Annotated in this window: 28 protein-coding genes; 17 read left to right on the plus strand and 11 right to left on the minus strand. The window is 34.1% G+C overall.

The features are described 5' to 3' along the window. Positions 1–46: 46 nt before the first annotated feature. The gene (locus QRN68_RS07880; protein WP_285396224.1) at positions 47–364 is read left to right on the plus strand and encodes a MazG nucleotide pyrophosphohydrolase domain-containing protein; all 318 of its coding nucleotides are present in this window, start codon (positions 47–49) and stop codon (positions 362–364) included. 25 nt (positions 365–389) lie between these two features. Beyond that, complete coding sequence (locus tag QRN68_RS07885; RefSeq protein ID WP_285396225.1) at positions 390–833, plus strand: GNAT family N-acetyltransferase; 444 nt, start codon at positions 390–392, stop codon at positions 831–833. A 49-nt stretch (positions 834–882) separates the two neighbouring features. On the opposite strand, the gene QRN68_RS07890 is transcribed toward QRN68_RS07885, so the two are convergent. After that, positions 883–1,347, minus strand: a complete 465-nt coding sequence (locus QRN68_RS07890; protein WP_285396226.1) for an NUDIX domain-containing protein — start codon at positions 1,345–1,347, stop codon at positions 883–885. Positions 1,348–1,457: 110 nt separating this feature from the next. On the opposite strand from QRN68_RS07890, the gene QRN68_RS07895 reads away from it, so the two are divergent. Then, positions 1,458–1,955: a hypothetical protein gene (locus tag QRN68_RS07895; protein WP_285396227.1), complete on the plus strand. Its 498-nt coding sequence runs from the start codon at positions 1,458–1,460 to the stop codon at positions 1,953–1,955. Positions 1,956–2,034: 79 nt separating this feature from the next. Here QRN68_RS07895 and QRN68_RS07900 read toward each other — a convergent pair whose 3' ends face one another. Continuing rightward, a complete protein-coding gene (locus tag QRN68_RS07900; protein ID WP_285396228.1) occupies positions 2,035–3,207 on the minus strand; it encodes a multidrug effflux MFS transporter in 1,173 nt (390 codons plus the stop codon). A 480-nt stretch (positions 3,208–3,687) separates the two neighbouring features. Between QRN68_RS07900 and QRN68_RS07905 the strand changes: the two genes are divergently transcribed. The 6 genes from QRN68_RS07905 to QRN68_RS07930 all read left to right on the plus strand — a co-directional run bounded on the left by QRN68_RS07905 (position 3,688) and on the right by QRN68_RS07930 (position 6,796). After that, entirely contained in the window at positions 3,688–4,551 is an 864-nt protein-coding gene (locus tag QRN68_RS07905; protein ID WP_285396229.1) for a GNAT family N-acetyltransferase, read from the plus strand. A gap of 99 nt (positions 4,552–4,650) precedes the next feature. Then, entirely contained in the window at positions 4,651–5,220 is a 570-nt protein-coding gene (locus QRN68_RS07910) for a GNAT family N-acetyltransferase (RefSeq protein ID WP_285396230.1), read from the plus strand. Positions 5,221–5,365: 145 nt separating this feature from the next. Next, complete coding sequence (locus QRN68_RS07915; protein ID WP_285396231.1) at positions 5,366–5,596, plus strand: hypothetical protein; 231 nt, start codon at positions 5,366–5,368, stop codon at positions 5,594–5,596. Positions 5,597–5,963: 367 nt separating this feature from the next. Then, the gene (locus tag QRN68_RS07920) at positions 5,964–6,350 is read left to right on the plus strand and encodes a DUF2178 domain-containing protein (protein ID WP_285396232.1); all 387 of its coding nucleotides are present in this window, start codon (positions 5,964–5,966) and stop codon (positions 6,348–6,350) included. A gap of 12 nt (positions 6,351–6,362) precedes the next feature. Then, positions 6,363–6,566: a helix-turn-helix transcriptional regulator gene (locus QRN68_RS07925; RefSeq protein WP_068985171.1), complete on the plus strand. Its 204-nt coding sequence runs from the start codon at positions 6,363–6,365 to the stop codon at positions 6,564–6,566. A gap of 14 nt (positions 6,567–6,580) precedes the next feature. After that, positions 6,581–6,796, plus strand: coding sequence for a hypothetical protein (locus tag QRN68_RS07930; RefSeq protein ID WP_285396233.1), 216 nt, complete (start codon positions 6,581–6,583; stop codon positions 6,794–6,796). An 89-nt stretch (positions 6,797–6,885) separates the two neighbouring features. Here QRN68_RS07930 and QRN68_RS07935 read toward each other — a convergent pair whose 3' ends face one another. Then, the gene (locus tag QRN68_RS07935) at positions 6,886–7,254 is read right to left on the minus strand and encodes a hypothetical protein (protein ID WP_285396234.1); all 369 of its coding nucleotides are present in this window, start codon (positions 7,252–7,254) and stop codon (positions 6,886–6,888) included. Between the two features lie 305 nt (positions 7,255–7,559). On the opposite strand from QRN68_RS07935, the gene QRN68_RS07940 reads away from it, so the two are divergent. Continuing rightward, a complete protein-coding gene (locus QRN68_RS07940) occupies positions 7,560–8,342 on the plus strand; it encodes a class I SAM-dependent methyltransferase (RefSeq protein WP_285396235.1) in 783 nt (260 codons plus the stop codon). 439 nt (positions 8,343–8,781) lie between these two features. Here QRN68_RS07940 and QRN68_RS07945 read toward each other — a convergent pair whose 3' ends face one another. Both QRN68_RS07945 and QRN68_RS07950 read right to left on the minus strand, forming a co-directional pair. Next, entirely contained in the window at positions 8,782–11,346 is a 2,565-nt protein-coding gene (locus QRN68_RS07945) for an FtsX-like permease family protein (RefSeq protein WP_285396236.1), read from the minus strand. Next, positions 11,343–12,095: an ABC transporter ATP-binding protein gene (locus QRN68_RS07950; RefSeq protein ID WP_285396237.1), complete on the minus strand. Its 753-nt coding sequence runs from the start codon at positions 12,093–12,095 to the stop codon at positions 11,343–11,345. Before QRN68_RS07950 ends, QRN68_RS07945 begins: the two co-directional genes overlap by 4 nt. A gap of 247 nt (positions 12,096–12,342) precedes the next feature. Here QRN68_RS07950 and QRN68_RS07955 point away from each other — a divergent pair, with 247 nt between their 5' ends. Continuing rightward, complete coding sequence (locus QRN68_RS07955) at positions 12,343–13,041, plus strand: response regulator transcription factor (protein WP_285396238.1); 699 nt, start codon at positions 12,343–12,345, stop codon at positions 13,039–13,041. Continuing rightward, a complete protein-coding gene (locus tag QRN68_RS07960; RefSeq protein WP_285396239.1) occupies positions 13,038–14,450 on the plus strand; it encodes a sensor histidine kinase in 1,413 nt (470 codons plus the stop codon). The genes QRN68_RS07955 and QRN68_RS07960 overlap by 4 nt, the downstream gene beginning before the upstream one ends. Positions 14,451–14,773: 323 nt before the next feature. Here QRN68_RS07960 and QRN68_RS07965 read toward each other — a convergent pair whose 3' ends face one another. Continuing rightward, positions 14,774–15,172 carry a glucosamine 6-phosphate synthetase gene (locus tag QRN68_RS07965; RefSeq protein WP_285396240.1) on the minus strand — a complete coding sequence of 133 codons (399 nt, stop codon included), beginning with the start codon at positions 15,170–15,172 and terminating at the stop codon, positions 14,774–14,776. Positions 15,173–15,423: 251 nt separating this feature from the next. On the opposite strand from QRN68_RS07965, the gene QRN68_RS07970 reads away from it, so the two are divergent. The 4 genes from QRN68_RS07970 to QRN68_RS07985 all read left to right on the plus strand — a co-directional run bounded on the left by QRN68_RS07970 (position 15,424) and on the right by QRN68_RS07985 (position 18,898). Continuing rightward, on the plus strand, positions 15,424–16,014 hold the full coding sequence (locus QRN68_RS07970) for an undecaprenyl-diphosphatase (protein WP_285396241.1): 591 nt from the start codon (positions 15,424–15,426) through the stop codon (positions 16,012–16,014). Positions 16,015–16,163: 149 nt separating this feature from the next. Then, positions 16,164–16,598 carry a MarR family winged helix-turn-helix transcriptional regulator gene (locus tag QRN68_RS07975; protein WP_285396242.1) on the plus strand — a complete coding sequence of 145 codons (435 nt, stop codon included), beginning with the start codon at positions 16,164–16,166 and terminating at the stop codon, positions 16,596–16,598. Between the two features lie 56 nt (positions 16,599–16,654). Further along, on the plus strand, positions 16,655–17,851 hold the full coding sequence (locus tag QRN68_RS07980) for a serine hydrolase domain-containing protein (protein WP_285396243.1): 1,197 nt from the start codon (positions 16,655–16,657) through the stop codon (positions 17,849–17,851). A 255-nt stretch (positions 17,852–18,106) separates the two neighbouring features. Then, entirely contained in the window at positions 18,107–18,898 is a 792-nt protein-coding gene (locus QRN68_RS07985) for a DeoR/GlpR family DNA-binding transcription regulator (RefSeq protein ID WP_285396244.1), read from the plus strand. A 93-nt stretch (positions 18,899–18,991) separates the two neighbouring features. Here QRN68_RS07985 and QRN68_RS07990 read toward each other — a convergent pair whose 3' ends face one another. Next, positions 18,992–20,464 (minus strand): amidase, encoded by a 1,473-nt coding sequence (locus tag QRN68_RS07990; RefSeq protein ID WP_285396245.1) that lies wholly within the window; start codon positions 20,462–20,464, stop codon positions 18,992–18,994. Positions 20,465–20,512: 48 nt separating this feature from the next. Here QRN68_RS07990 and QRN68_RS07995 point away from each other — a divergent pair, with 48 nt between their 5' ends. After that, on the plus strand, positions 20,513–21,328 hold the full coding sequence (locus QRN68_RS07995) for a response regulator transcription factor (RefSeq protein WP_285396246.1): 816 nt from the start codon (positions 20,513–20,515) through the stop codon (positions 21,326–21,328). 227 nt (positions 21,329–21,555) lie between these two features. Here the strand turns inward: QRN68_RS07995 and QRN68_RS08000 are convergent, their stop codons facing one another. The 4 genes from QRN68_RS08000 to QRN68_RS08015 all read right to left on the minus strand — a co-directional run bounded on the left by QRN68_RS08000 (position 21,556) and on the right by QRN68_RS08015 (position 24,738). Beyond that, the gene (locus tag QRN68_RS08000) at positions 21,556–22,860 is read right to left on the minus strand and encodes an alpha/beta hydrolase family protein (protein WP_285396247.1); all 1,305 of its coding nucleotides are present in this window, start codon (positions 22,858–22,860) and stop codon (positions 21,556–21,558) included. 288 nt (positions 22,861–23,148) lie between these two features. Then, positions 23,149–23,583 (minus strand): DUF3021 family protein, encoded by a 435-nt coding sequence (locus QRN68_RS08005; RefSeq protein ID WP_285396248.1) that lies wholly within the window; start codon positions 23,581–23,583, stop codon positions 23,149–23,151. Positions 23,584–23,598: 15 nt separating this feature from the next. Further along, positions 23,599–24,036 carry a LytTR family DNA-binding domain-containing protein gene (locus QRN68_RS08010; protein WP_285396250.1) on the minus strand — a complete coding sequence of 146 codons (438 nt, stop codon included), beginning with the start codon at positions 24,034–24,036 and terminating at the stop codon, positions 23,599–23,601. Positions 24,037–24,450: 414 nt separating this feature from the next. Next, positions 24,451–24,738 carry a hypothetical protein gene (locus QRN68_RS08015; protein WP_285396251.1) on the minus strand — a complete coding sequence of 96 codons (288 nt, stop codon included), beginning with the start codon at positions 24,736–24,738 and terminating at the stop codon, positions 24,451–24,453. Between the last annotated feature and the right edge of the window lie 73 nt (positions 24,739–24,811).

The raw sequence follows: 24,811 nt of genomic DNA on the forward strand, positions 1-24,811 counted from the left end.
TATAGTATAATTTAATTTTAAGAGGAAAGAAATGGAGGAAATAGAAATGGAATTAAATGAGTTTCAAAAATTCGTGAAAGATTACTACGATACACGTGGATGGTCTGATTTAAGTATATTTACGCGCATAGGCTTTCTTGCTGAAGAAACAGGGGAAGTAGCAAGAGCTATACGAGCATTGGAAATTGGTAGGGATCGACCAGATGAAAAGATTCAATCCTATGAAGAAAATAAGCAAGAATTAGTAGAGGAGCTTGGAGATGTTTTAGGGAATATTATTGTGATAGCTAATAAATATGATATTTCACTCGAAGAAATTTTCACAGCTCATCAGGAAAAGCTAATGGAGCGTTATAAAGCATAGAGATACATATGGAAAGGGGAAACATATGGATTATCAAGTAGAGATTTTGTTAGAAAATCACGATGACTTTACTACGTTTTTAAATACAAAGATTAGAGAGTACAACGATGAACATTCAGCGTATCATAAAGAAAGTAGACAAAAGGGTACTATTCTTCCGTTGAATTTAATCGTAACCGATCTTCAACAGCAATGGATTGGCGGTATTACTGCTGAGGTTTATTGGGGATGGGTGGAAATCAATAAGTTTTGGTTTTGTAAAGAATATCGTGGAAAAGGCATTGGTGGACAGCTACTAGCGAAGGCTGAAGAAACAGCTAAGCAAATGGGGGCAACAAAGGCACTATTAACTACATATGACTTTCAAGCACGCACGTTTTATGAAGCTCGAGGTTATCAGGTTGTTGGAGAAATAAAAGATTATCCTCCGGGAAGTAGCTATTTCACAATGGTAAAACATCTAGTTTAAGTTTTGAAAGGCTGTCCAATATTTTACCGCGACAGCCTTTTGCCACATATTAATTTATATCTCCTAAATAGATGGGAGTTACTTGACTGTTATTATACTGCTGAATATACTTTATTAATTCTTTCGGGTAAAGTTGATAGCTTGATAAGTCTTCAATCGATACCCATTCTAATCCGATTTGATGACTATCAGGATTTGTTGGCTGAAAGTTCGTTTCTTTCCCTTGTGCTAGCCGACAAACAAAATAAAATTCTACTTGATGAGCATTAAAATCGAAAGAAGCATGCTCATGGTTTTTTCCAATATATTCACGAATAAAAAGTAGCTCTCCGATATCAACCGAACAGCCAATCTCTTCGATACATTCTCTTATCAAAGCAGCGTGAAAAGTTTCTCCATGCTCTTGCCCACCTCCAGGACAAAGATAAAAGTAGTCTTCGGTGTATTCATTTTTTGTCAGTAAAATTTTATCTTCTTCTATTATTAAAGCCTTAATGGAATTTCTAATATGCATGTATATCGCTCCTAAATTAGATTGGGTAATGAAAATATATGGCTTAAAGATGACTAAAAAAACTCCCGAATGTCAAACTTATAGAAAAGGGGAGATTTAATGTGTACTCGATGTCAAATTTTAAATTACTCGTTGAAAAGCAGGCAGAAATTGATACTATTTATCAAAACTGCGATACATTAATACAAAATACGGTAACGCCAAAATTAGATGCTGAAGTCAATACATTTCTTGATAGCATAAATAAAAAATTAACAGAACAAGGTTTTACAATAACAGTGACATCTACAGGACTGATTGCCAATTATAATGAAGCTGTTATTAATGTTGATAAGTCTTCGAAAAATCTAGAGGAGTGCTTTTTCATTAATTTAAATAATTATGCGGAGGATCAAGTTTCCATTGTGTTAGACATTTCGGATTCGAATATGACAAAAATATCTAATAATCTTGATGGCTATTCTGAGATAATCGAGCAAATGACCGATACGCTGAAACAAGCAAAAAGTCTTGAAGAAGCCTGTACTTCACCAAAGTTTATTTATAAAACTAAAAATAATGTCGTTTTAACTTCGGCGGACGAGGCAGTCAATTACTATTTTCAGTAAGAAGAAGCCACCCGAATAGATATAAAGGGTGGCATGAAAAAGAAGAGTTATTGAATATGTTTATTCCCGCTACAATAAGTTAAACAATAAACTTTCTTCCGAATATCAACATAATAATCGTTAAGATGAAGAAATATAGTGGCATAGTTATCAACGAACCATTATGCAGGAAACTCATCCCAGACGTTATAAGGCTAACGAGTAAATAATAGCCTAAGCTGAAAATCGCGCCAGCTGTTCCTATAACATCTTGAAAATTGACAAGTGCAAGGCTTAAACAGTTTGGTAGTGCAATTCCTGATCCTAATAACGTAATAAACATAGTCACTAAAATGCCTATTATTGAGACGATATTAGGGAGTGGTAAAGTACTAACGATTAGTAGTAATAGAGCACCGACCGTCATGATAAAAATGCCGAGATGAATTACTTTTTCTGGCTGATAATTGTTTACTAATCTTTTGGAAATCATAGCACCGATAATAGATGCAAGTGCTACAATGATGCCGAGAAATCCATAAAGTCCTGGCGATAATTTGAAGTGGTCAATAAAGATAAAAGGTGCTTCAGCATAGTAACTGAATAATACACCATTTATCCCTCCAATGAGCAATCCAAAAACAAGAACTCTTGGAGATGAAATAATGCGTTTCACTACTGGGAAAATAGCGATTCTTCTTCTCGTTGATTTATCTGTTGTTTCAGGAAGTCTGAAATAAGTATAAATAAACAACAAAATACTCATCGCAACGAGCACAAAGAAAACAGCTCTAAAACCAAGTGCTTGATCGACCCAGCCACCAATAAGCGGTCCCACTGCAGGAGTAAAGGCAATGACTGCAGAAATTTGAGCAAACATCGCATTTCTTTTACTGCTAGATACACTTTCTCGCAAAATGGTTTGTGTGATAATAGAGCCTGTCGCAGCTCCAAAAGCTTGTATAAATCTACTAACTAATAGAAATGTTATCGTTTCCGCGTAAAAACACATGAAACTACCAATACCATAAAAAATTAAACCGGCCAACATTGCTGGTCTTCGTCCGCTTAAATCAGAAATCCATCCCCAACAAAAGACACCAATAGCAAACCCTATAAAATAAATACTTAAGGTTAACTGTACAGAGCTATTTGAAGCATTCAAGGCATCTGAAATATCAGGTAGAGATGGTGAATAGATTGTCTCGCTAATCTGTGGAAAAGCTACAAGAACAATCATTAAAAGTAAAGATGGTGCTGTATATTTTTTCAACTTATTGCCCTCCTACAAGCAAAATCTACTTCTTCAAAAAAGAGTAGACGTAGCTAGGGAAACGGCGGGACCATTATAAGTATTCGTTCATAAGATGTCATTTTCAATCACCTAAATATGCTTAAAGTAGGAGTGCATAGTCTAGCTACTAGTATATAGCATTTTTGCTTAGGATAGAAATAATTCCAATCATTAATAATATATTCCTTGGTTTCCAATTACGTTAGTTACTATCATAACGTGTGGTTGATTCACATTTCGATGAGCCGCTTCACTCGCAATGCTCGCTTCAGGATCCCATCTGTGACACTAATCCCCCAAGGAGTCGCCCAGTCTCCACTTCAATCAAATGACATATGTTATAACAAAATGCATCCTCAATTTTCGGTAATGAGTCAAAATTTTTGAAAAATTAGACTTGTGCATAATAGTGAATACATATAGAATGGAAACAAATGTTCTTAATTGTGGGGGGGAAGAATGACTACATATAAGCAATTAAAGTTAGTGTTATTCGATGCAAAAGATATTCCAGGGTTAATTGCTCTATCTGACTCTGTCGGGTGGGATTACGATGAACTAGAAATTAGAACGGTTATGTTGTCGGGTAAAATATTTGGTCACAGAAATGCTGAGGGGAAAATCGTTTCAAGTGCTGCTATTATTGCTTATGATAGTAATTTAGTTTCAATTGGTATGGTCATTGTGCATGAAAATTATAGAGGTTTCGGTCTAGGGAAATTAGCTACTCAAAAATGTATTGACAGTGTTTCAGAGCATACAGCAATTATGCTCGTTGCAACGAAAGAGGGCGAACCGTTGTATAAGAAAATGGGCTTTACCACTGTAGATTATGTTCATAAATATATTGCAGATAATTATAGCGGGGAAAAAAACTTTGTTTCTCACGAGTGGTCAGTAGAAGATTTTCAAGAGGTGGACTTTGCTGCCATTGTTCGTCTGGATGAAGTAGCCTTTGGTGAAAAAAGAAGCAATTTTCTAAGGAACAGGATAAAACAATCTAAGCGTTGTATTGTTGTGAAAGATCATCAGGCAAATATTATAGGCTTTGGCATGTCTATTGCAGGGCCTATCAATCTAATTTTAGGTCCAATTGTAGCGCCAGATTCAGAAACGGCTACCGATATATTTGATACTTTAACAAAAGTCCATCATGGAAAATTAAGAATTGATGTACCATCTGGTCATGCTGAATTTACAAAATTTTTAGAGCAAAGTGGCTTTACAGAGGCAAATACACCTCCAGTTATGATCCTTCGTGCTGAAAAAATGCCAGCAAGAAATAATACACTATTCGCCATTGCCGCTCAAATTTTTGGATAAAACTAATAAGGGCATCATTCAATTGGATGTGCTCTTTTCTTATTTTTTAAAGGATTTTAAAGGAAATAAAGAGAAATAGAAAGAAAGGGGGAGATCTGAATGTTTCCTAATTTAGAGACAGAAAGACTTATTTTAAGAGAGCTAACACAGGATGATGCAGAGAGCGTTTTTAAGTGTTTTTCTAATGAAGAAGTCACTCGCTATTATGGACAAGAGCCATTCGTAGAACTACAGCAAGCAGAAAAACTAGTGAAATACTTTTCAAAGAGCTTTGCTGAAAAAAGAGGAATAAGATGGGGAATTGAAAGAAAAGAAACGAAGGATATTATCGGGACAATTGGTTTTAACGTTTGGTCACCGATCCATAAACGAGCAGAAATCGGTTATGAAATACATCCTGATTATTGGAGAAAAGGATATACTTTTGAAGCGGTTACCGAAATAGTATCTTATGGCTTTGAACAAATGGGGCTGACTCGTATAGGGGCTGTTGTCTTTATAGAAAATGAAGCCTCAAATAAATTACTAACTAAAATTGGATTTCAACAGGAAGGGATTTTGAGAGATTATATGTATCAAAATGGCCAAGCGCACGATACTTTTGTCTATTCAATTTTACAAAGAGATCAGAAAGAGACTTTCCGCGATAAAAAGCCTATTAATCTATGAAAATATCATCTGTAAACACCGTTAATTGGAAAATAAACAGTAAATTAGATACAGTTTTGCCCTTACTTTTTTCGGTTAAAGTACTAGTAAGAATATAAAAATCTTATTAGTGATGAAAAAGTAATATGTAAGGGGTTTTGTAAGTATGGAAATACAATATAGCACAGCTTATTTTGAAAAGTTGGATTTACTAGAAATTCTATATGCAGGGCAGGCAGCGTTAAAAGAAGCAATGCCAACGCATAACGTCAGCAGGCGTCAATTGGAGCGTTTTGAACAAATAGAAGCTGCAATTGCTAAGTTAAATAAGGAAATTCGAATACTTGAGCTAAACATTATCCAGTCCGTAGATTCTGCTGTAAATATGAAAGAATAATAAAATAAATAAGATGAACTCATGCAAAAAACAATTAATTGCATGAGTTTTTTGTTGAGAATATTAGCTTTTTGTAAAGTAGCTAATATTGAATACCAGGTACTCGATTTTATTTGAGTATTTGGTATTTTTTTGTTTCTGTACTTATTCTAATTTTTATTCGAAATGATAAAAAACTCAGCATTATTTTCTCCTTTTGACGTCCGGTGATAAACATGTTACATAGTAAAATTAGTAAATTCATTAGTAATTTAAATAAAATATTCATTATTTGGCAAATATTTAACTTGACTGCGTTTTGAGAAGTATGTAATATGAAATAAACTTCACATGAAGTAAACTTCATATTTCGGAAGGGAGTATTGTATTGAAACGAAAGTTATTTCAAAGATTATTAACATCTTTCCTTGCGATAATGTTAGGTGTTATTAGTCTTTTGATGGATCCGGCAGACAAAATGACAGCAATCTATCTTTTCATTACGGGAATTATTATTTTGATTGTATCGATTACAATCTATTCAAGAAAATCAGAAAATGAGGACGATTTATCGAAAGAGTATGATGAAAGAGATGCTCTTATTGATGGTCATGCTTCAAATATAACTATGCAGTGTATAACGTCATTAATAATAGTGTTGCTATTTTTGAGTAATTTTATTGTATTATCTGTAAAAGCGGTTCTTTTACTATTAATAATCGCTCTTTTCATCTTCAATACTGTAACGAAATTTTTCTATGAACGAGTCCTTTAAAGGAGGGCGAACATGGAGAATAGAGTACGTGATTTAAGAAAACAGCATAATTTAACTCAACAAGAATTGGCTGATCGTGTAAGCGTATCTTCAAGGACGATTATTTCACTTGAGAATCAGAAGTATAATCCTTCTGTATTACTTGCCTATAAAATTGCATCGATTTTTAATCAATCGATAGAAGAAGTGTTTATTTTTGATGAAAATGACAAATAAGGAGATTATTTAATATGTTAGGTTTAGTAAGTATTTTTATTGTTTTTGGGATTGTTTTAACTGCTTGGGGATTTTATAGAATGAAAACAGATGATGCTTTGTTTGGAAAGTCTCAAAAAAGCAAAAATATTTTTAATCTGTTTTTAATGGGACAGGCATCCGGAATTGGACAATTTTTAAGTGGAATTGTTTGTGTAATTATAGGGGTAGCTATTTTATTGTTCGGGTAATCCAAAAAGCTACCAACCGTTCAATTTAATACATTAAAGCAAAAACCAGGACTCACTTTATTAATGAGTACCTGGTTATTTTGTGTTTTTTAAATCGCCTTTTCTTTTTGGTTGAATAGGGAAACAGCTGCTAAAAATACCATAGCTACGTTAATGACAAGTGCAACAATATTTAAAAAGTCATTTGTCGGCATAAATACAATAATCAATGATGTTACTGCGACAAATAATGGAATTACTTTATTGATGTTTGAGACTAATTGTAGCTTTTGATAATGACTTAGGATGAAATAAATACCTATTAACATTGGCGCTGTAAGGAATACTCCTAAATATCCCCATGCATCTTCAATAAACCAAGGGGAAAAGCGCATAGTTGATGTAAAGATAAAAAGATTTAATATGATAGTTCCAACTAATACGCTGTTTAATATAGTGACTTTCTTGTTTTTCTCCATTTTAAAAACTCCTTTTAAGTAACTTATAGTGTAATTTTACACCATAAGTTACTCTTGTGTAAAGGGTGATTTTAGTGGTAAATATTCACATTTAATACGGTTGTTTATGTCTCGGAAGGGGAAATGTTTTGGAAAACACCTAATTGCAGCTTTTTATGCATACGAAAACTAAAATTAATAGAGAAGATTTTATATCCATAAGAATAACTTATGGAAAACTATAATTAACATTAATTTTACTTATGTTCTGTGATAGATGTAAAATAAAGATAACAAAAATATCCATAAAGAAAAGAGTGATGAAGATGGGCATTGATTTTCATAACAAGGGTAATCAAACTTCTTACACAACTCGACATGCTGACCGCTCATGGGTGGAATTAATGAAAGAACTTGTCCCGGTCATGAATATTTCTAAGGCCGCTGATATTGGCTGTGGTGGGGGGATTTATTCAAAAGCATTAGCCGATATGGGGGTCCCTTCTGTGATCGGCGTGGATTTTTCGGAGGCTATGCTTGTAGGGGCAAAAGAAAATTGTAAAGACTATCATAACGTAACGTTTAAGCAAGGGAATGCATTGGATACAGGCTTGGACGATGACAGCTTTCAATTAGTACTGGAACGAGCTTTAATACACCATATCCAAGATTTAAAAACTTGTTTTCAAGAGGCATATAGAATATTGGAGGATAAAGGGGTTTACATTATACAAGACCGAACACCAGAAGACTGTCTTTTAAAAGGTGATGATTCCCACATTAGAGGCTTTTTCTTTGAACAATTTCCTAAATTAATGGAACAAGAAATTAATCGCAGATATAATAGTGAGTTAGTGGTTGCAATGCTAAAGGAAATTGGATTTAGCGAGATTAAAGAGGTAAAGTTATGGGAAATAAGAAATGTCTATGAACAGAAGGAGCAATTATTCCAAGATTTACGAGAAAGAACAGGAAGAAGCATTTTACATGAAATAAACGATGAAGAATTACATGCATTGGTGAATTATTTAGATAAATCAATTTCAAAAGAAAGCAATATTGTTGAAAAAGACAGATGGACAATTTGGAAAGCAGTGAAAATTAGATAGATTATTATTATGAGCAGTAATTAACGTTGAAGATGCGTATTCGGGAGAGAATACTATCGGAAACAACAAATTGTACTGGAAAACTAAACAGCTAATGAGGAAGACCTAGACATGTCAAAAGATGTGATGATTGCAGCATTGCAAAATAGAATGAGTAACGCTATCCTTTTTGTGTATTTCTGCAAAAAGAATAGCGTTTTTTTCGTTTTACGGATACAAATTTTTTTCTTTGCTTGATTGCAATGTGGCTGTACCCCTTTATTAAAAGGCAGTTAGTGGAATTACATAATCATAATAGTGTTTTTTACCAACTTGATAATTGGTCAATTTGACAGCATTGTGCGCAACGGTTTGATTAAGTAGATAGTAAATTTCTTGTGAGACGTAGGATAATTCCTCAATTTAGCCTTTAGAGATACTGGTGATCAAGTCGAGCTGTTTACTTTGTTAACATTTGTGTAATGTTTTGTCTAGTTATCCATAGAGCAGGCGTAAATACAGATAATAGACCGAGCAGTGGGCTAGCTACTATTAGACTTATAATTAACTTAATCGGAATACTAGTAACTGGAGATCCTAAAGCTAATATAAACATACAACCTATAAGCGTGGCGGTAAGGGTAGAAATAATGCCAACAAGACTAGTAATGAAAGAACCTTCTAATAATAAGATCCGCATCAATTGGCCTTTAGAGCTTCCTAGTGCGCGAAGCATTGCCAATTCTGATATTCTTTCTCGGATACTACTAGCAGTATTATTCATTAATCCTATACCTGCCATTATAATAATCAAGAAAACTGTAACAGATAAAATCAATAAGCGTTGTTTGGATTGTTTTTCGATTTTATCTAATTCTTGTTTTTGATCGTATAAGATAGTAGTAGAATAGGCAGAATCATTTAGAAGTTTATTTATGTTAGCTTTAATTTCTGAACTTTTCTCCGGATTATTTATATTAATTTGAATTTTATAGAGAGAGTTTATACCGAATTGTTGTGACATAATATCGGCAGTTGTCAGTAGTGTATAATCAAGTTTTTCATCTTTGATAATACCTTTTAAAATAAAAGTCTTTGCTTCATATTTTTTACCACTTATTACATCATCAAATTGACCTATCTCTATTTCATCGCCAATCTGATATCCTAATTGTTTACTAGTTTTTTCATTTAAAATAACTCCGTTTTGTCCTAAATCTTCTTCATTAATAGTTCCATCAACAACTTTTACTGTCCCTTGCTCATTTATTATTGGAAAACTAATTCCTTGAATGCCCAGCATAGCTTGTTTTTCTTCATTAACAAGTAATTCAGGATTACCTCCTGACGCATGGATAGGTAAATTCAGTGTGGATAATAGCACTAAATTAGTAAAGTATATATTCTCTAATTCTTTTATCTGCTGTAATTGTGAAAAAAGTTTTGGTGAAAAACCATTTTCTTCAGTTGGATTAAGAGAAATAATACTTAAATCAAATGGATATTGTTCTTTTAGAAAGGTTTCTTCTCCTTCCTTTAATGAATTAAGTATAATATTTCCAATGATTAATACGTGTATGCCCACTATTAAAATACTAGCAATTTGACTATTTCTTCTCATTTGACGCAGTGTATTACGAGAAGCAAGCATCCATTCTGGCGAATATAATTGTTTAGGTAAACAATTATAGAAAGAAGTTGAAATAATAAAGATGAGAGGAATGCTGATAAACAAACTACAGAATAATAATAGTGCGATCATTACATAGAGTATTTTTTCTTCAAAGTATAAGTAATTGGCCAAGAATAAACTAATAGTACTCAAGCTTAAGATGGATGAAATTATAGCTCGTTTCTTTGTTGGAGCTTGATGGACAGACGTTGATTGATGATAGGCAACTAATGGAGATAACTTAGTAGCTTGATATGCAGGTACGCAAGAAGAAATAATTAGAATAAGGAAAGCAGCTGTAATCCCTAAAATAATATTTATCCAAGGTAACGATAGTGTTACGTCTGTAGCAGCTAATCCCATTAGATGACCAACTAATTCAAGTAATAGCATGGAGGATATAATCCCCGCCATCAATCCTAATAGAAGTGAAAATACTCCAATTATACATCCTTCTATTAATATAAGTAGAAAGATTTGTTTACGATCAATAGCTACTAGACGTAGCGTTGCTAGCTCGTGTTGTTTTTCTTGAATAGACATTTGAAGAGTGCTAATGACAATTAGTCCACTTGCAATGAATACAGCGATACTAAGCCCTTGAATAATCGGTTTTAATCCTCCGATATTTTCACGTTCTTTATCAAGTTCTTTGCGTTTATCGATAAAAGTATCTGGAAATTTTTCTTTTATCGCCTTTACTACATCATCTTTGTTAGTAGGACTGTCTAATTTAATTAGTAAAGCGGTAGTATTATTATTGTTATTTGTAATACCTTGTAACCAATTATACTGAAAGACGGCGACATGGTTTAGACGCTGATCTGTATCTAGAATTCCTGAAATCTTAATTTTCTGAGTTCTGTTTGGTGGGAACGGCCATTCGATATATGACCCCACTTCTAACTGCTTACTTTTTGCGAAAGATGCTGGAATTAGCACTTCTTTTTCTTTCGGAAAGTTCCCTTCGGCTATTTTAATGAGGGGATATTCGTAAGCTAACTTTTCATCTTTAAATCCTACATAACTTGGATAATCAGATAGTTGCATCTCTACTTCTTTACTTAAGTAGGGATACAGAAATGGGGAGGTGTCCATAATATGGTTAATGTTCTTTATCTGTTCAATATCTTGAGTTGACAGGAACTGGTTAGAATTTTGATAACCTACAACTAAGTCATAATCACCGTACTGTTCACGTATAGAATCGCTATGAGATTCCTCAACGCTAGTAATTAAAATTTGAGAAGAGACTAACAGAACTATGCCCATAGAGATACCAATAATTGCAAAGATAGTCCGGTTTTTACGTACCGCTAAAGAGTTAAGAGCTATTTTAAATAGTACCTTCATTGTTTTAAGCCCTCTATTCGCGAAATAATATCAAAAATATTTTTTTGCCTGTCATGTTCACAAGTACTTAAAGATAGTTCATCTACAATTTTACCATCATGCATAAATAGTACACGATGTGCATAAGAAGCAACATGTGCATCATGTGTAACCATAATTAATGTATGGTTCATATGCTCACAAAAATTTTTCAAGATACAAAGAATCTCTTTCGATGTTTTCGAATCAAGGCTTCCGGTTGGTTCGTCAGCTAAAATAAATTCTGGTTCATTCAATAATGCCCTCGCAATAGATACACGTTGTTGTTGCCCTCCAGACATTTCACTTGGTTTTGAATGAGATAGATGACCGATACCAACAAGCTTCAATAAATCTTGGGCTTTTTTTTCTACAATCTCAGGGTTTTTCCCTGCTAAAATTGCTGGCAATGTTACATTTTCTAAAGTCGATAAAACAGGAATTAAATTAAAAAATTGAAAAATAAATCCAATATGATGTCTTCTGAAATTTGTCAGTTCTTTATCCGATAAAGAACTAAGCTGTTTTCCTTTTATATAAACTTCGCCACTAGAAGGAACATCTAGCCCTGAAATTACATTCAATAAGGTTGACTTACCAGATCCACTCGTTCCCATTATAGAAATAAACTCGCCTTTCTGTACTGTTAAATTGATATTGTTTAATGCAAACGTTTTATTTTGTTCCTGACCATATACCTTAGTTATATTTTTTACATTTAATATTTCCATTATTAACCCCTCCTATATTTCTAGTTTAGCTATTAGTTATCAATACAATCTCAAGGAAGTATAAAAATAGTATCAAAATATGTCGGGTGTGTTGAGTAATCATTTTTATCACCCTAAACTAATTAGAAGGCGTGGCTCATCGGACGCTCCAGGAAAGAGCCCCGTCGGAACGGAAATCAGCCACATGCTATGGTGATGATCCTTAAAGCTGGTATAATTGATAAAAATTAGTATCAGGAGTGATAAAATGGAACGATTTGAAACAATTATGATTGTAGATGACGAGGAAGAAATTATAGAGTTAATGACAGATTTCTTATCTTTAGAAGGTTATCAAGTGTTACAAGCAACGGATGTAAAATGTGCAACAGAGTTATTTGCTAACAATAGAGTGGACTGCATATTATTAGATGTAATGATGCAAGGGGAGGATGGTTTTTCTTTTTGTAAAAAATTACGCATGCATTCTGATGTGCCAATCCTTTTTTTAAGTGCAAAAGAGACAGATACGGATAAAATAAGAGGATTTACATTGGGTGGGGATGATTATATTGTTAAATCAGCAACTCCTAGTGAAATTGTTGCGAGGGTGAAAGCGGTAGAGCGAAGATGTATGAAGCCCTATTCTTTTAGTCAACAAAGAAGTTTAATATTTGGAGATTTTCAAATTGACGTGGAAGCACAGAGTATATCTTATAGAAATCAGCAACTTATTTTCACGACAACTGAGTATAAAATTTTGAAATACTTAGCTGAAAATGCTAATAAAGTACGTACATATGAGCAGATTTTAGAACAAGTATGGGGAATGGAGCATTATGACTTTCATACTGTCCGGGTATATATTGCAAAAATTAGAGAGAAGCTAGATGCATTTAATTGCGGTGTAACGATTGAAACCGTGTGGGCTACAGGATACAAATTTAAGCAAGGTAGAGCGGCATGAAAAGAAAACAATGGAAATTAAAATATTTCATTTGTATTTTTTTACTAGCTATTTTTGTTATTCCAATTGGCGTTACGAAAATAATTATAACGAATTATGAATCTAATCAAATGGAGAAAAAGGTTAGAGATGATTTAAATGGAATTACATGGATAGAAGATGTCATTGTAGCTGGATATGATAAGTGGGAAGAGGAATCATGGCAGCAACATGTTCTCCAGTTGGCAAAAGAGAAAAATATGCAAATTTCTCTTTCTTCATCTCAAGGAAATACTCTTTTTTCGAACATAGAGTTAGTAGGAGAGTATCCTATTAATCGAATAGATGGAGAGTTATCTTATCAATATTCCAATTATGAGGTTCAACAAGTTGAAATGTATAATAAAGAAGAGCCTATTGGTACTTTAAAAGTAAGGGATATGACCAATCCATCATTGTCAGAAACTAGTTGGTTTGATGAATGGGGGGACATGCTATGTATTAGTATAATTGTCTCTATCATTATCATTATAATGTCTCTTTTTATTCAACATAATATTTTAAAACCGCTATCGAATTTAGATAAAGCAACACGTTTAATAGCGCAAGAAGAATTTCGAGTCTCGATCGAACAGTCTTCCATTCAAGAAATGAACAGTGTTTTAACAAGCTTTAAAGGAATGGCAGAAGAGTTAGCACGGTTAAGGAAACAACGGACAAGTATCGAGAAAGAACGGCAATTTTTCGTCTCAGCCATTGTGCATGATTTACGAACACCTATTTTTTCGTTACGAGGATATTTAGAGGGCATTTACAATGGAGTAGCAAATACACCTGAAAAGTTACAGCGTTATTTACATATTTGCATCAATAAATCAGAGTTACTAGAAAAGCTAGTGACGAATTTAAGCCAATATACGAACATATTAGAGTCTATTTCCGTTCGTAAGATAGAGGAGATAAACTTAACAGAGTTATTTACTAGTATTTTAGAAGATAGGTATTTAGATATACAGAATAAGGGTATTACAGTAAATCATACGTTCAATGGACAAGTGATCGTATATGGAGATTCCCTTTTATTACATCGATCATTTGAAAATATAATCAGCAATGCCATTCGGTATACACCAATAGGCGGCATAATAGAGCTCCAAGTAGTTCGTGAAATAGATATGGTGAAAGTTTGTATTACTGATAGTGGTGATGGCATCGCTGAGGAAGATTTACCTTATATTTTTGAGCCGTTGTACCGCGCAGAGAAATCGAGGAATAAAAATACAGCAGGATTAGGATTAGGGCTAGCCATCGTAGAGAAAATTATGACAGAGCATAAAGGCACAGTAAGAGCGTATAACCATCTTGAGAAAGGCGCAGTGTTTGAGGTAGTGCTTCCACTTTTATTATGTAAGCAAGATATTAAACGATAAAAAAATGGCTCATCACCAAAAGTTGTGGATGACATTTTTAAAAATATATGCACTGTATATTGGTTGATTGGAGTGGAGGCTGGGCGACTCCTAGGGGATTAGCGTCACAGATGAGACCCTGGAGCGAGCAACGCGAGTGAAGCGGCTCATCGGACGCCCCCTGGAAAGCGCCCAGTCGGAACGGAAATCAACCACACGTTATGGTGATGAACCAAAAAAATAGATTCTTAATTCTTTCAAAAATGGTTCGGCAGGAATGTTGTGTGCATTCACCTCCAATCTAAAGAAGCTCTCGTTTTAATTTTAAACGAGAGCTTCATCTTTTATTTGCCTATTAGTGCTAGAAGGTATTTGTCTCGATCTGCTTCCTCTTGCATTTTATTATCGACCAGCATGGCACCGTATCTCACTTTTGTCATGTCACGGTCAACTAAAAATTGAACATTCACTTTTGCAGTTTTATTATTGACTGGACAATCTCCTTTAAATTCTACAACGTCCTGTCCTTTTTGTGTTTCAAAATACACCCAATGTGGATTTTCACAAGCATTTGTAAAGCCCGATTCTATAGTTTTACTACTATTTTCAAATGAATAGTTTTTAACGTATGTAATATATTCATTATCTGTAATTTCTTTTTGCGGACCATAAAAATACCAAAATACCCCTAAAATACCGATTGGTACAATCCACAGTATGTTTCTTTTGCTTAATTTCCCCATATTTGTAGCCCCCTTTATTAGAATATTTTATCACCTTTATACTAATTTTTGCTAGCTTACAATAATATTTTCTGTTTAATGATTTTATTTTGTAGTGAAAGAAATTAAGGGAACTAAGAGGCGAATGATGACGTCAATTATGAATGCAATAAGGTATTCAATTTGTATCTTTTAAATTATGTTAGATGATTTTCAGAATGACTTGGAGGCCAAATGCGACATCCAAATATAAAGCAAGGAGATAAACATTAATGAATTATGAAGTATTTCAATGGATTAATGATATAGCAGGTCGTTATCCTTTTCTAGATAAAGGGATGATTTTCATCACTAATAGCGTTCCTTATGTCGTAATCGTATTCATGTTATTTTTGTGGTTTACTGGAAACAAGGACAAAAGAGTAGAAAAACAATATACAGCTATATACATTGTCTTTACCTGTTTACTAGGATTGGCCCTAAACGCAATCCTTCACTCTGTCTATTATCATTCACGCCCATTCGTGACGCATCATGTTCATCAACTAGTACCTCATAATACTGACTCGTCATTTGTAAGTGATCATGCGGTATTAGTCTTTTCGGTAGCTTGTACGTTGTTGCTACGAAAAGACTCGTGGAAGTATCCTGTATTAGTATGGGCTATCATTGTCGGTATTTCGCGTATTTTCGTTGGAGTCCATTATCCAGCAGACGTGATTGGCGGCGCTCTTCTTTCTTTAGGAGCAAGTATGATTGTTATGCAGCTCTCAAAAAAATTGGAGCCTATAGTACAAGTAGTTTTCAATATATATAAGAAACTAACAAAACATATCCCAGTCCTAGCGAAATTTAGCCATTAAGACGTAAGCCAGAAAAGATAAGGAATATAAATTCAAAGATTGAAAGAGTCGTATTTTTATACGGCTCTTTTTGTAAGCAATAATAAAGATTGACGTTTTATCATACACTCGCTAATATGTTAGATATCTAACGCATCAGGAGTGATTTTTTGTCTTTATATGAACAAGTTAAGCGTATTAATGAGGCTGAATATTCAATAAACCGTCTGATCTTTAAACATTATAAGCAATATTTAAATAGTGGCATTACAACACAACAAGCGGTTGTATTAGATATTGTGTACTTAGCAGAACGCATTACGGTCGGTGAAGTTGCGAATGAAATGAATATTAGTTCTAGTGCAGTTAGCCAATTGATTGCGAAATTAGAAAAGAATCAATATATTAAGCGAGAGATTAATCCACAAAATCGACGCGAAGTATTTATAACGTTAGATGAAAAGGGAATGGAGTATTTTTCAAAGCAAGATTTTGTAGAACAACAAATTGCAGATAAAATTTACAGCAAACTTTCATCAAAAGAGGTTGATGAATTAGAACGCATTGTTAATAAATTAAAGCAGATTGCGATGAAGGAATTATAATAATTTCTTCATGCTTAATGTGTTAGGTATCTAAAATATTTAGGGGGGGTTAATAAATGAAGGATTTACTTAAAAATATTGAGTTTAATGGCGCTGTGTATCATGAAACAAATGGGCAAATAAAGGAGTATTATCATGGTTTTCAAGAAATCACAAAGCAGCATCTTATTACAGAAAATACACAATTTAATCTCGCATCATTAAGTAAAATGATTACAGCCGTAATGACGTTCCAGCTAATTGAAAAAGGACAATTGCAATTAGAAGATAAAATTACAAATTGTTTTAACGTACCGCATTTTCCAGAGGTGACAGTTGCACAGTTACTTACACACACATCTGGCATCCCGGAATATATTACAGAAGATTTAACAATAAGTATTGAAACATTTAACGAAGTGATGCTGCCACAATTCGAGCCAAATGAGCATTGGTGTTATAGTAATACAAATTATGTTTTGCTTGCGAAAATTATTGAGGAAGTGAGCGGTGTATCGTATGAAACCTGTTTACAACAAAATATTGCAGAACCATTAAATCTTACCTACATGACAACACAACCTTCAAAGCAATACGAAGCGCAAGGTCAAACGTATAATTATGAGAAGCAGCAATATATAAAGGTCGTTGATGACCCGTATTTGTGCAAAACTGAAAAGTATAATGATGTGTTTGGTGATGGTGGTATTTATGCAACAGTGACAGAAGTAGCGAAGTTTTTAAAAGGGCTATGGCAAGGTCAGTACATTAGCAAAGAGGTTGTGCAATTTATGCTAACACCAACAGAAGTTGCTAAGCATTATAGTTATGGGTTTATCATTCAAGATGAGTGGGTTGGACATACAGGTGGATGGAGTGGTTGCTCAGCACAAGCCTTTATTAATATATTAACGGAAGAAGTAATTGTGTTAGCGACGAATCAAGAAGTTTTTCCGCAATATGAACAAGAAATTATGGATTGCTTAATGGGTAAACATCATGCAGTTGAAGCACTAAAACATGTAGTAATTTTGCCGCTCACAAATAAAGATGATATTACGGGGCGATATGAATTAGCAGATGGATTTGGAACAAGATTTACGATTGAAAAGGATATACAATTGATCATTTCATTTGAGCATCAGTTGTCAGTGCCACTATTTAAAATAGATGAGTCGTATTATTGGGTACGCAATACGATGAGTTATGTAGATGTTGCAAATCAATTATTTATCGACGAAGGTGTTGAAGTAACTTATAAAAAATTTGATTGAGTTAGTTCGAATTGAATAATATCAACTTTTCTCAGACATCACTTAAAGAAATATATACCTTTTGAAATGTAAATGAAATGTTTAAAAAGTTAAGTGTTAATAGGAGAACTTCCATTTGCTTAGTAACTTAATTACAATATAACTAAGGATCAATACTGAAGTCTGTTTCTGAAAAGTAGGTTGGTATAAAAGTTATATTTTAGTAATTGTTCTTGAAGGTTAAAATATATTTGTGGAATACAAAGAGGTGTTATGATGAAATCTTATACACAATTTGAGCGAAGAAAATACATACTCGATGAGCTAGATCAATACAATCGTGTGATGGTCAATGATTTAGCAAAAGTGTTAAATGTTACGACAGAAACCATCCGAAGAGATTTAGATTTGTTGCATAAAGAAGGCAAGTTAACGAAAATACATGGTGGAGCTCTTAAGAAAAATGATCATACCGTGGAATTATTTTTTAATAAACGTCGCAATGAAAACATTGATAAAAAACGTAGTATAGCCATGGCAGCAAGTAAATTGGTAGAGGATAATGATATTATTGCCATTGAAGTTGGAACAACTACGCTGCAAATATTGGACTATCTTTATGACAAAAAAAACCTCACCATTTTGACAAACTCCATACCTGCTGCTAATAAAATTATTGAACTAAAAGAGCAGTATGAGTCATTTGATTGCAAACTTATAGTAGCTGGTGGAATGTTAAATACAAATTCATTAGCGTTGTCTGGTGATATGACGTTAAACTTACTTGATCATTTTACGGTTAATAAATTATTTGCTTCTTGTGATGGAATCTCATTAGAAAAGGAATTAACATGCACTTATATTGAGGATGCTCAAATATTTAACCGCTTAAAGAAAAATGCAAGACAAGTTGTCATGCTGGTAGATGAATCTAAATTCAACTTAATGAAGTTTTATAAAAGTGGGAGTTTTGATGATATCGATCTATTATTTACGAATGCTAAACTCGATGCAGAATGGCAAAGTGCTTTAACAGCAAAAGGTGTTGAAATAATAACCGTACGATAAGTAAATGAGGTTAGTTCAAGTTGTAATGGAATGTCGTACATGGCCGAGACTAGTAAAAAGTAGGTACAAGAAAAAAACTTGCACCTACTTTTTTTATGTTGTCGCAATTTCCGCAACTTCTGCACTCACATGAACGGGTGGTTTACGATCTTTCCACGGAGCAGATTCTTCTAATTGTTTTCCGAGCTGTAGAAGGGTTAGCTCATCTGCGAAGCGACCTGTAAATTGCAGCCCGATTGGTAAGCCTGATGCACTCATCGCAAGTGGCAATGATAACGACGGTTGACCTGTTGCGTTAAACAAATTGGTAAACGGCGCGTATGTGAAAATTTGCTCTGTCCATTCAGTCGCCGAGATATTTGGATTATCCGCATTTAGCTCACCAATTTTCGCTGGTAATGTACCGATTGTTGGGCTTAAAAGCACATCATAATCTTCAAAGAATGTCGCTACTTGACGTGATACAAGTGCATTCGTATTAATGGCATCTAAAAGTGCGCTAGCTTTTAAGTTTTTGCCATATTCATAGCATTGCCAAATGGCAGCTTCAATATTATCACGTGAAGGTGTTTTACCTGTTAATTCCGCTGCACCCATAATCATTTTATAAATATTCGCTGTCCAAATATTTACTGTTGCGCGTGAAAATGGTGCTTGGTCGTAAACTGGTCGAGCTTCGACTACTTCATGCCCTAACTCTTCTAATAATTTCACGGCCTTATGTACGGCCTCGATACATTTCGGATCTACGAATGCACCAGAATTTGTTTCTGTTGTCCAGGCAATCTTCAGTGGACGTACCTTGTGCTGAATTGCTTTACTGTAAGGCATTTCTGGGCTTTGAATAATCGAATAACATCCTAAGTCTGGCCCAGCTACTTGGTCCAATAATGTAGCAGTATCACGAATGGTTTTTGTCAGCGCAAATTCAATTGCTAGCCCATTTAATGCCTCACTATTATAAGGTCCCATTGGCACGCGGCCACGTGAAGGCTTTAAGCCAACGACACCACTGCATGATGCAGGAATACGAATGGATCCGCCCCCATCATTACCATGCGCGATTGGGACGATACCACTTGCGACAGAAGCGGCTGCACCGCCACTTGAACCACCAGGGCTATGGTCTAGATTCCAAGGGTTACGTGTTGGCCCATAAATGACAGCTTCCGTTGCGGCATTATAGCCGAACTCGGGTGTTGTGGTTGTACCGCTTAACACAAAACCAGCGTTTTTAAAACGTTTCATTAATTCACTATCGACAGAAATCACAGCATTTTCTGCAATACGACTGCCCATACTATGTGGCACACCTTCCGCATGGAGTACAACTTCTTTAATTAAAAATGGGACACCTGCAAATGGTTGATTATCATTTAAATTTAAAGTAGAAATCGCGTTGTCAGCCTGTTCCTCTAACACGCTGACAACGGCATTAATCGAAGGGTTAATTTTTTCAATACCTTGTAGCGCTAATTTTGTAAGTTCTTGTGGTGTCACTTGCTTTGTTTTTACTAACTCTGCTAATCCAATACCGTCATATGATGCATATTCTTGTAAATTCATCTGATCACCTCAATATAGTTTTGACTTACAAATTCATCTTAGATTGAAATGAAAAAAATTGATATTACCCAAAAGGATAATTCTTCTTTAGCGAGAATATATGAGTTTAATGGAGAAAAGGATGGATTGATATTGTATGAGCAAAAAGAGGTGGGAAATTTATTAGAAGCAACGATTAGGATCTCGAATATGAATATGCAGCAAACAAGTAGAGACTTTAAATTGAATATGTTGCAAGTATTGAGTGAATGTTTTCAATTTGAGCATACGCTATTTTGGGAAGTGGCAGATGGGGAGTTAAATGAACAGCCTGTCTGTTTCAATGTTGAGACATATACGATACAAAACTATTTGCATGAATATAAATATTATGATCCTTTACACCCAGTGAACATGCAAAACCAACCCGATATTCAATTAATGCAACGAAATGAAGCAATATCGAAGAAGAAAAAGCGGTATTATGTTGAGCGCTTTTTGCAATTAAATGATTTTATAGATGAAATGGTTATGTATCTGTACAATCAGCAAAAGCCAACAGCAGCTATTGGCTTTTTGCGAAAAGAAGGGGAAATACCATTTACAGAGCAGGATAGTCAAAAGCTATCTTATATAAAGCGGATGATTGAAAATGCTTATTTATTACATCAATATGTTCAGCCAAGCGAGTCATGGCAAATTACACAACGTGAAAAAGAGCTGTTAATATATTTATGTAAGGGATTTAAAAATGGGGAAATTGCCAGTTGTTTATATGTCAGTGAAAATACAGTAAAGAAGCATCTGCAAAATTTGTATCGGAAATTTAAAGTAACTTCACGAACACAGCTTGCATTAAAATATGCAGAAAGCTTACGAGCATAAAAATATGATGTAGGCAATCGATAAAAACCGAGAATGAGATTTTAGGAACATGAGAATTCCATCGTGTTATTAATAGTAATTATCTAGGTAAAATAGAAAAGGCTGAACTATATACAGTTCAGCCTTTAATTGAATTTTAATTGCCTTTCTTTGAAGAACGATCGAAAAAACAAAGGGCATCTAATGAACTTAATATATCTAAGCATTATATAGCTACTAGATAAAAATCAATATGTTTCTTTGGGTGTGAAATGTCCTTTGTCTTTTAACTCATAGTCAAAAAATTGAAGAATGAGTTCATTTGTCTTTTCAATACAGTAATATTGATCAATGTCTGCCTTCCCACCTTGCAGAATATTTGCAAGTATAGGAGAGAAAAGTGGTAAATCGGTCAAGCTTAAATGTTTTGCCCCTTTAAAATGAGTAGTATATGCATCTTTGAAGTGTTCATTGTTGAGCTTGTTCGCTAAGTAAGTAGAGTTGCTTTCGAGTTGTTCCCAAACATCGTCAGAATAGATGTTAAGAAGTGGGATCGTATAGTCTTCATCACGCGCTACAAAATCATTCATTTCTCTATTGTAAACAAGCTCACTAAAGAACGGTGCGTCAATATTTACAACTGCATCTACATCATCACGTTCTTTACCTACCCAAACACTTGCTGCACCGCCCATTGAATGCCCGAATACACCAATTTTCTCTATATCGATATGTTGATAAATAGGGTCATTGTCACTTTTAGCTTTTGAAAGTATTGTATCAATGACAAAATTCATATCGTCTGTTCGAAGTTTCATCCATTTTTGAATGAGTCCATATACTTCTTCCTTCGTGTAAATGCTTTCTTTATTAACATTGCTGATTTCACGGTTATAATCTTTATTGATTAAAGCCTTCGTTCCATCATTTGAAACGGTATAAAAAGAGTGATAAGGATGATCGATTGAAGCGACTACATAACCGTGACTTGCAAGTTCCGTATAGGTAGACGTATTACTTGTCTTAATACCGTTTGCTCCATGTGAAAACACTAATAGAGGGTATGTTTCATCTGCGTTTTTGGGATACCAAAATTTCACATTAACAAATCTATTGTCTCCCTTATCAGAAAATTGCTCAATACGATTCTTGTCAATATATGTGTAAGTAGCGGTTGCGACTTGATATTGACCAGTCACTTTTGGTGATTTATGCTGCGGAAAAACAATTGCAGGTGTAAATGCAAATACCAATGCCAATATCGTAATCATGGCTTTCCACATAATAGATGAAGTTTTGTATTTTTGGTTATTTGTTTTGTTATGGATAAGAGAAATCGTTCCCTTTACTGCCAAGATGAAAAGTACGATTGTAGGCATTATCCATCGGAAATTCCACGCAATTACCGATGAAAGTGTGAGTATTATAAAGGCAATAAATACAGCAATCCTCATCCAACTCTTCATTTTTTTGTGGTTTTGCTTCGTGACAATACAGTAAAATGCAAAAGTAATCTCGAAAATCAAAATGATCAATAATAATAAAGTTCCCATAATCGTTACTCCTTTCTTTCGATTAATTTTTATGAACTCATCATAAGAAATCGCCGAAAGGAAGTATATAGAAAAACGGTAAGTTGTATCCACAAGCCATTAAGATGCAAAAAAGGGGCGGGGACATAAGAATATTTCAAGGCAAAACTAAAAAATTACACATCAGAAAAGCGCAAGAAATCAACTTTTCTAAAATTGATATCTCGCGCTTTTTAAAGTTTTGACCAGTTATGTCCCAGCCTCATAATAATCTGCTTGCAGACAACAGCTGCTTTATGATTTTATTGACTACTCAAATGCATCTTTCTTAAATGCTTTTAGTTTTTCGTTGATTTTTTGGGCTTCTTTTTTATCCTTTTGCCATGACAGCAAACGAACTAGAAGATAGATTACGGCAATTTGTAGTGCCAAAATGATGCAATCTAATACACTATTCACAATACCAAAAATGCTACTAAGGGTAATCAATAGAATCTCTAAAGTGAAAAAGTGAATGGCCATTCTTATCCGCATTTGCTTCTCGCTTATATCATTAGGAGAATACAAAATAAGTCCGATTAAGGCACTTAAAAATGAAAATGCCATAATGATATAAATCGAATTCAAATCAAAGGCCATATTGGGATAATAGATTTGTCGCAAAATAGTAATAATAATGATGATGGATGCGAAGATAATCAAGAAATCTTTAACAATCTTTTGTACAAATGCGCTAGTCCTCATTTTTTATCCCTCCTTCTATATTCCAAGCATATTTTTAAGGACAGGCACATACTGCCTTGATACAACAGCACGTTCCCCATTATCAAGTATCGCTTCAAATCGGCCACTTATGGACGGATTAATAGAAGAAATTTTGGCTATGTTCAAAATTGTTGATTTGGATGCACGAAAACAGTTCTTTCGCTGCAATAACTCCTCAAGCTCATAAAGCTTTTGTTTTACCTCAAAAACGTTTTCTTTGCAGTACAGAAAAACCTTTCCGTCAACTGCCTCGAAATAATAGATATCACTAAGTTTAATACGATGAACCCTATCATCTTGATATCCTAGCACAATGAGGTTTTCCGTTTTTAACTTATTTACGATTTCGTATATTTCATCATCCACTTCATGACACCTGATGAGGATTTCTTCTTTCATTTCTTTGCTTATTTCTTCTATTCTAATTTTCATATTATCACCCGCGAAAATTCAAATTATTTCAGGTCGATTAAGGATTTTTGTTGTTCGTGCTTATATAGTACAAATAGGATCTGGATAATACTTGCATCTTTTAGGTTACTTTATTATAACACCCCATATACGTTCTACATTATTAGATTATTGGAATTTATACTATGATATTAGCCAAAGTCTATTCATTTCGTAAAATCAATTTTAGGAGAAAAGGCAGCGGTCCAGGGAAATGTAGTGCAGCACAAAACAATGTTAAAGGCAAAAGGTTAGAGAACTTGTTGGTCAAAAAGGAATCATAGTTGTGTTTAATAGATTCTCATAATAATTTCTGAGCTTACTAGACTAACTTACAAGGTAGGATACTGAAAAGGGGGGAGTACTTGCTGAAGTCCAAAATTTAAAATCAAAGCTTTAAATTTCAGAGAACCAAATTTGTGTTTGTTGAGCATAGATGATTAAACGGAAGAATAAAGATGGAAACAATTTTTTGGGATACTCCCTCACTTTTGGGGGCAGGGAATGGACCATATCACAAGTAAGAGTGGTTTTTAAAGAGGCAGCGACAAAAATCTTTAATGGGCTGCAGTTTTGGGATTTGTCGAGAACTTTTGATTGTTTATCGACCAACTTTATCGATTTATCACCCAACTTTATCGATTTATCACCCAACTTTTGAAAAATATCGACATCTACCTTCATGCAACACTTTCTGACCGTACTGTTATGACATAAGCATATTTTTTTACGCGAAATTTAAAAACTTAACATCAAA

Origin of the sequence: Lysinibacillus sp. fls2-241-R2A-57 (assembly GCF_030209535.1) — a bacterium.
Taxonomy (GTDB): Bacteria; Bacillota; Bacilli; order Bacillales_A; family Planococcaceae; genus Lysinibacillus.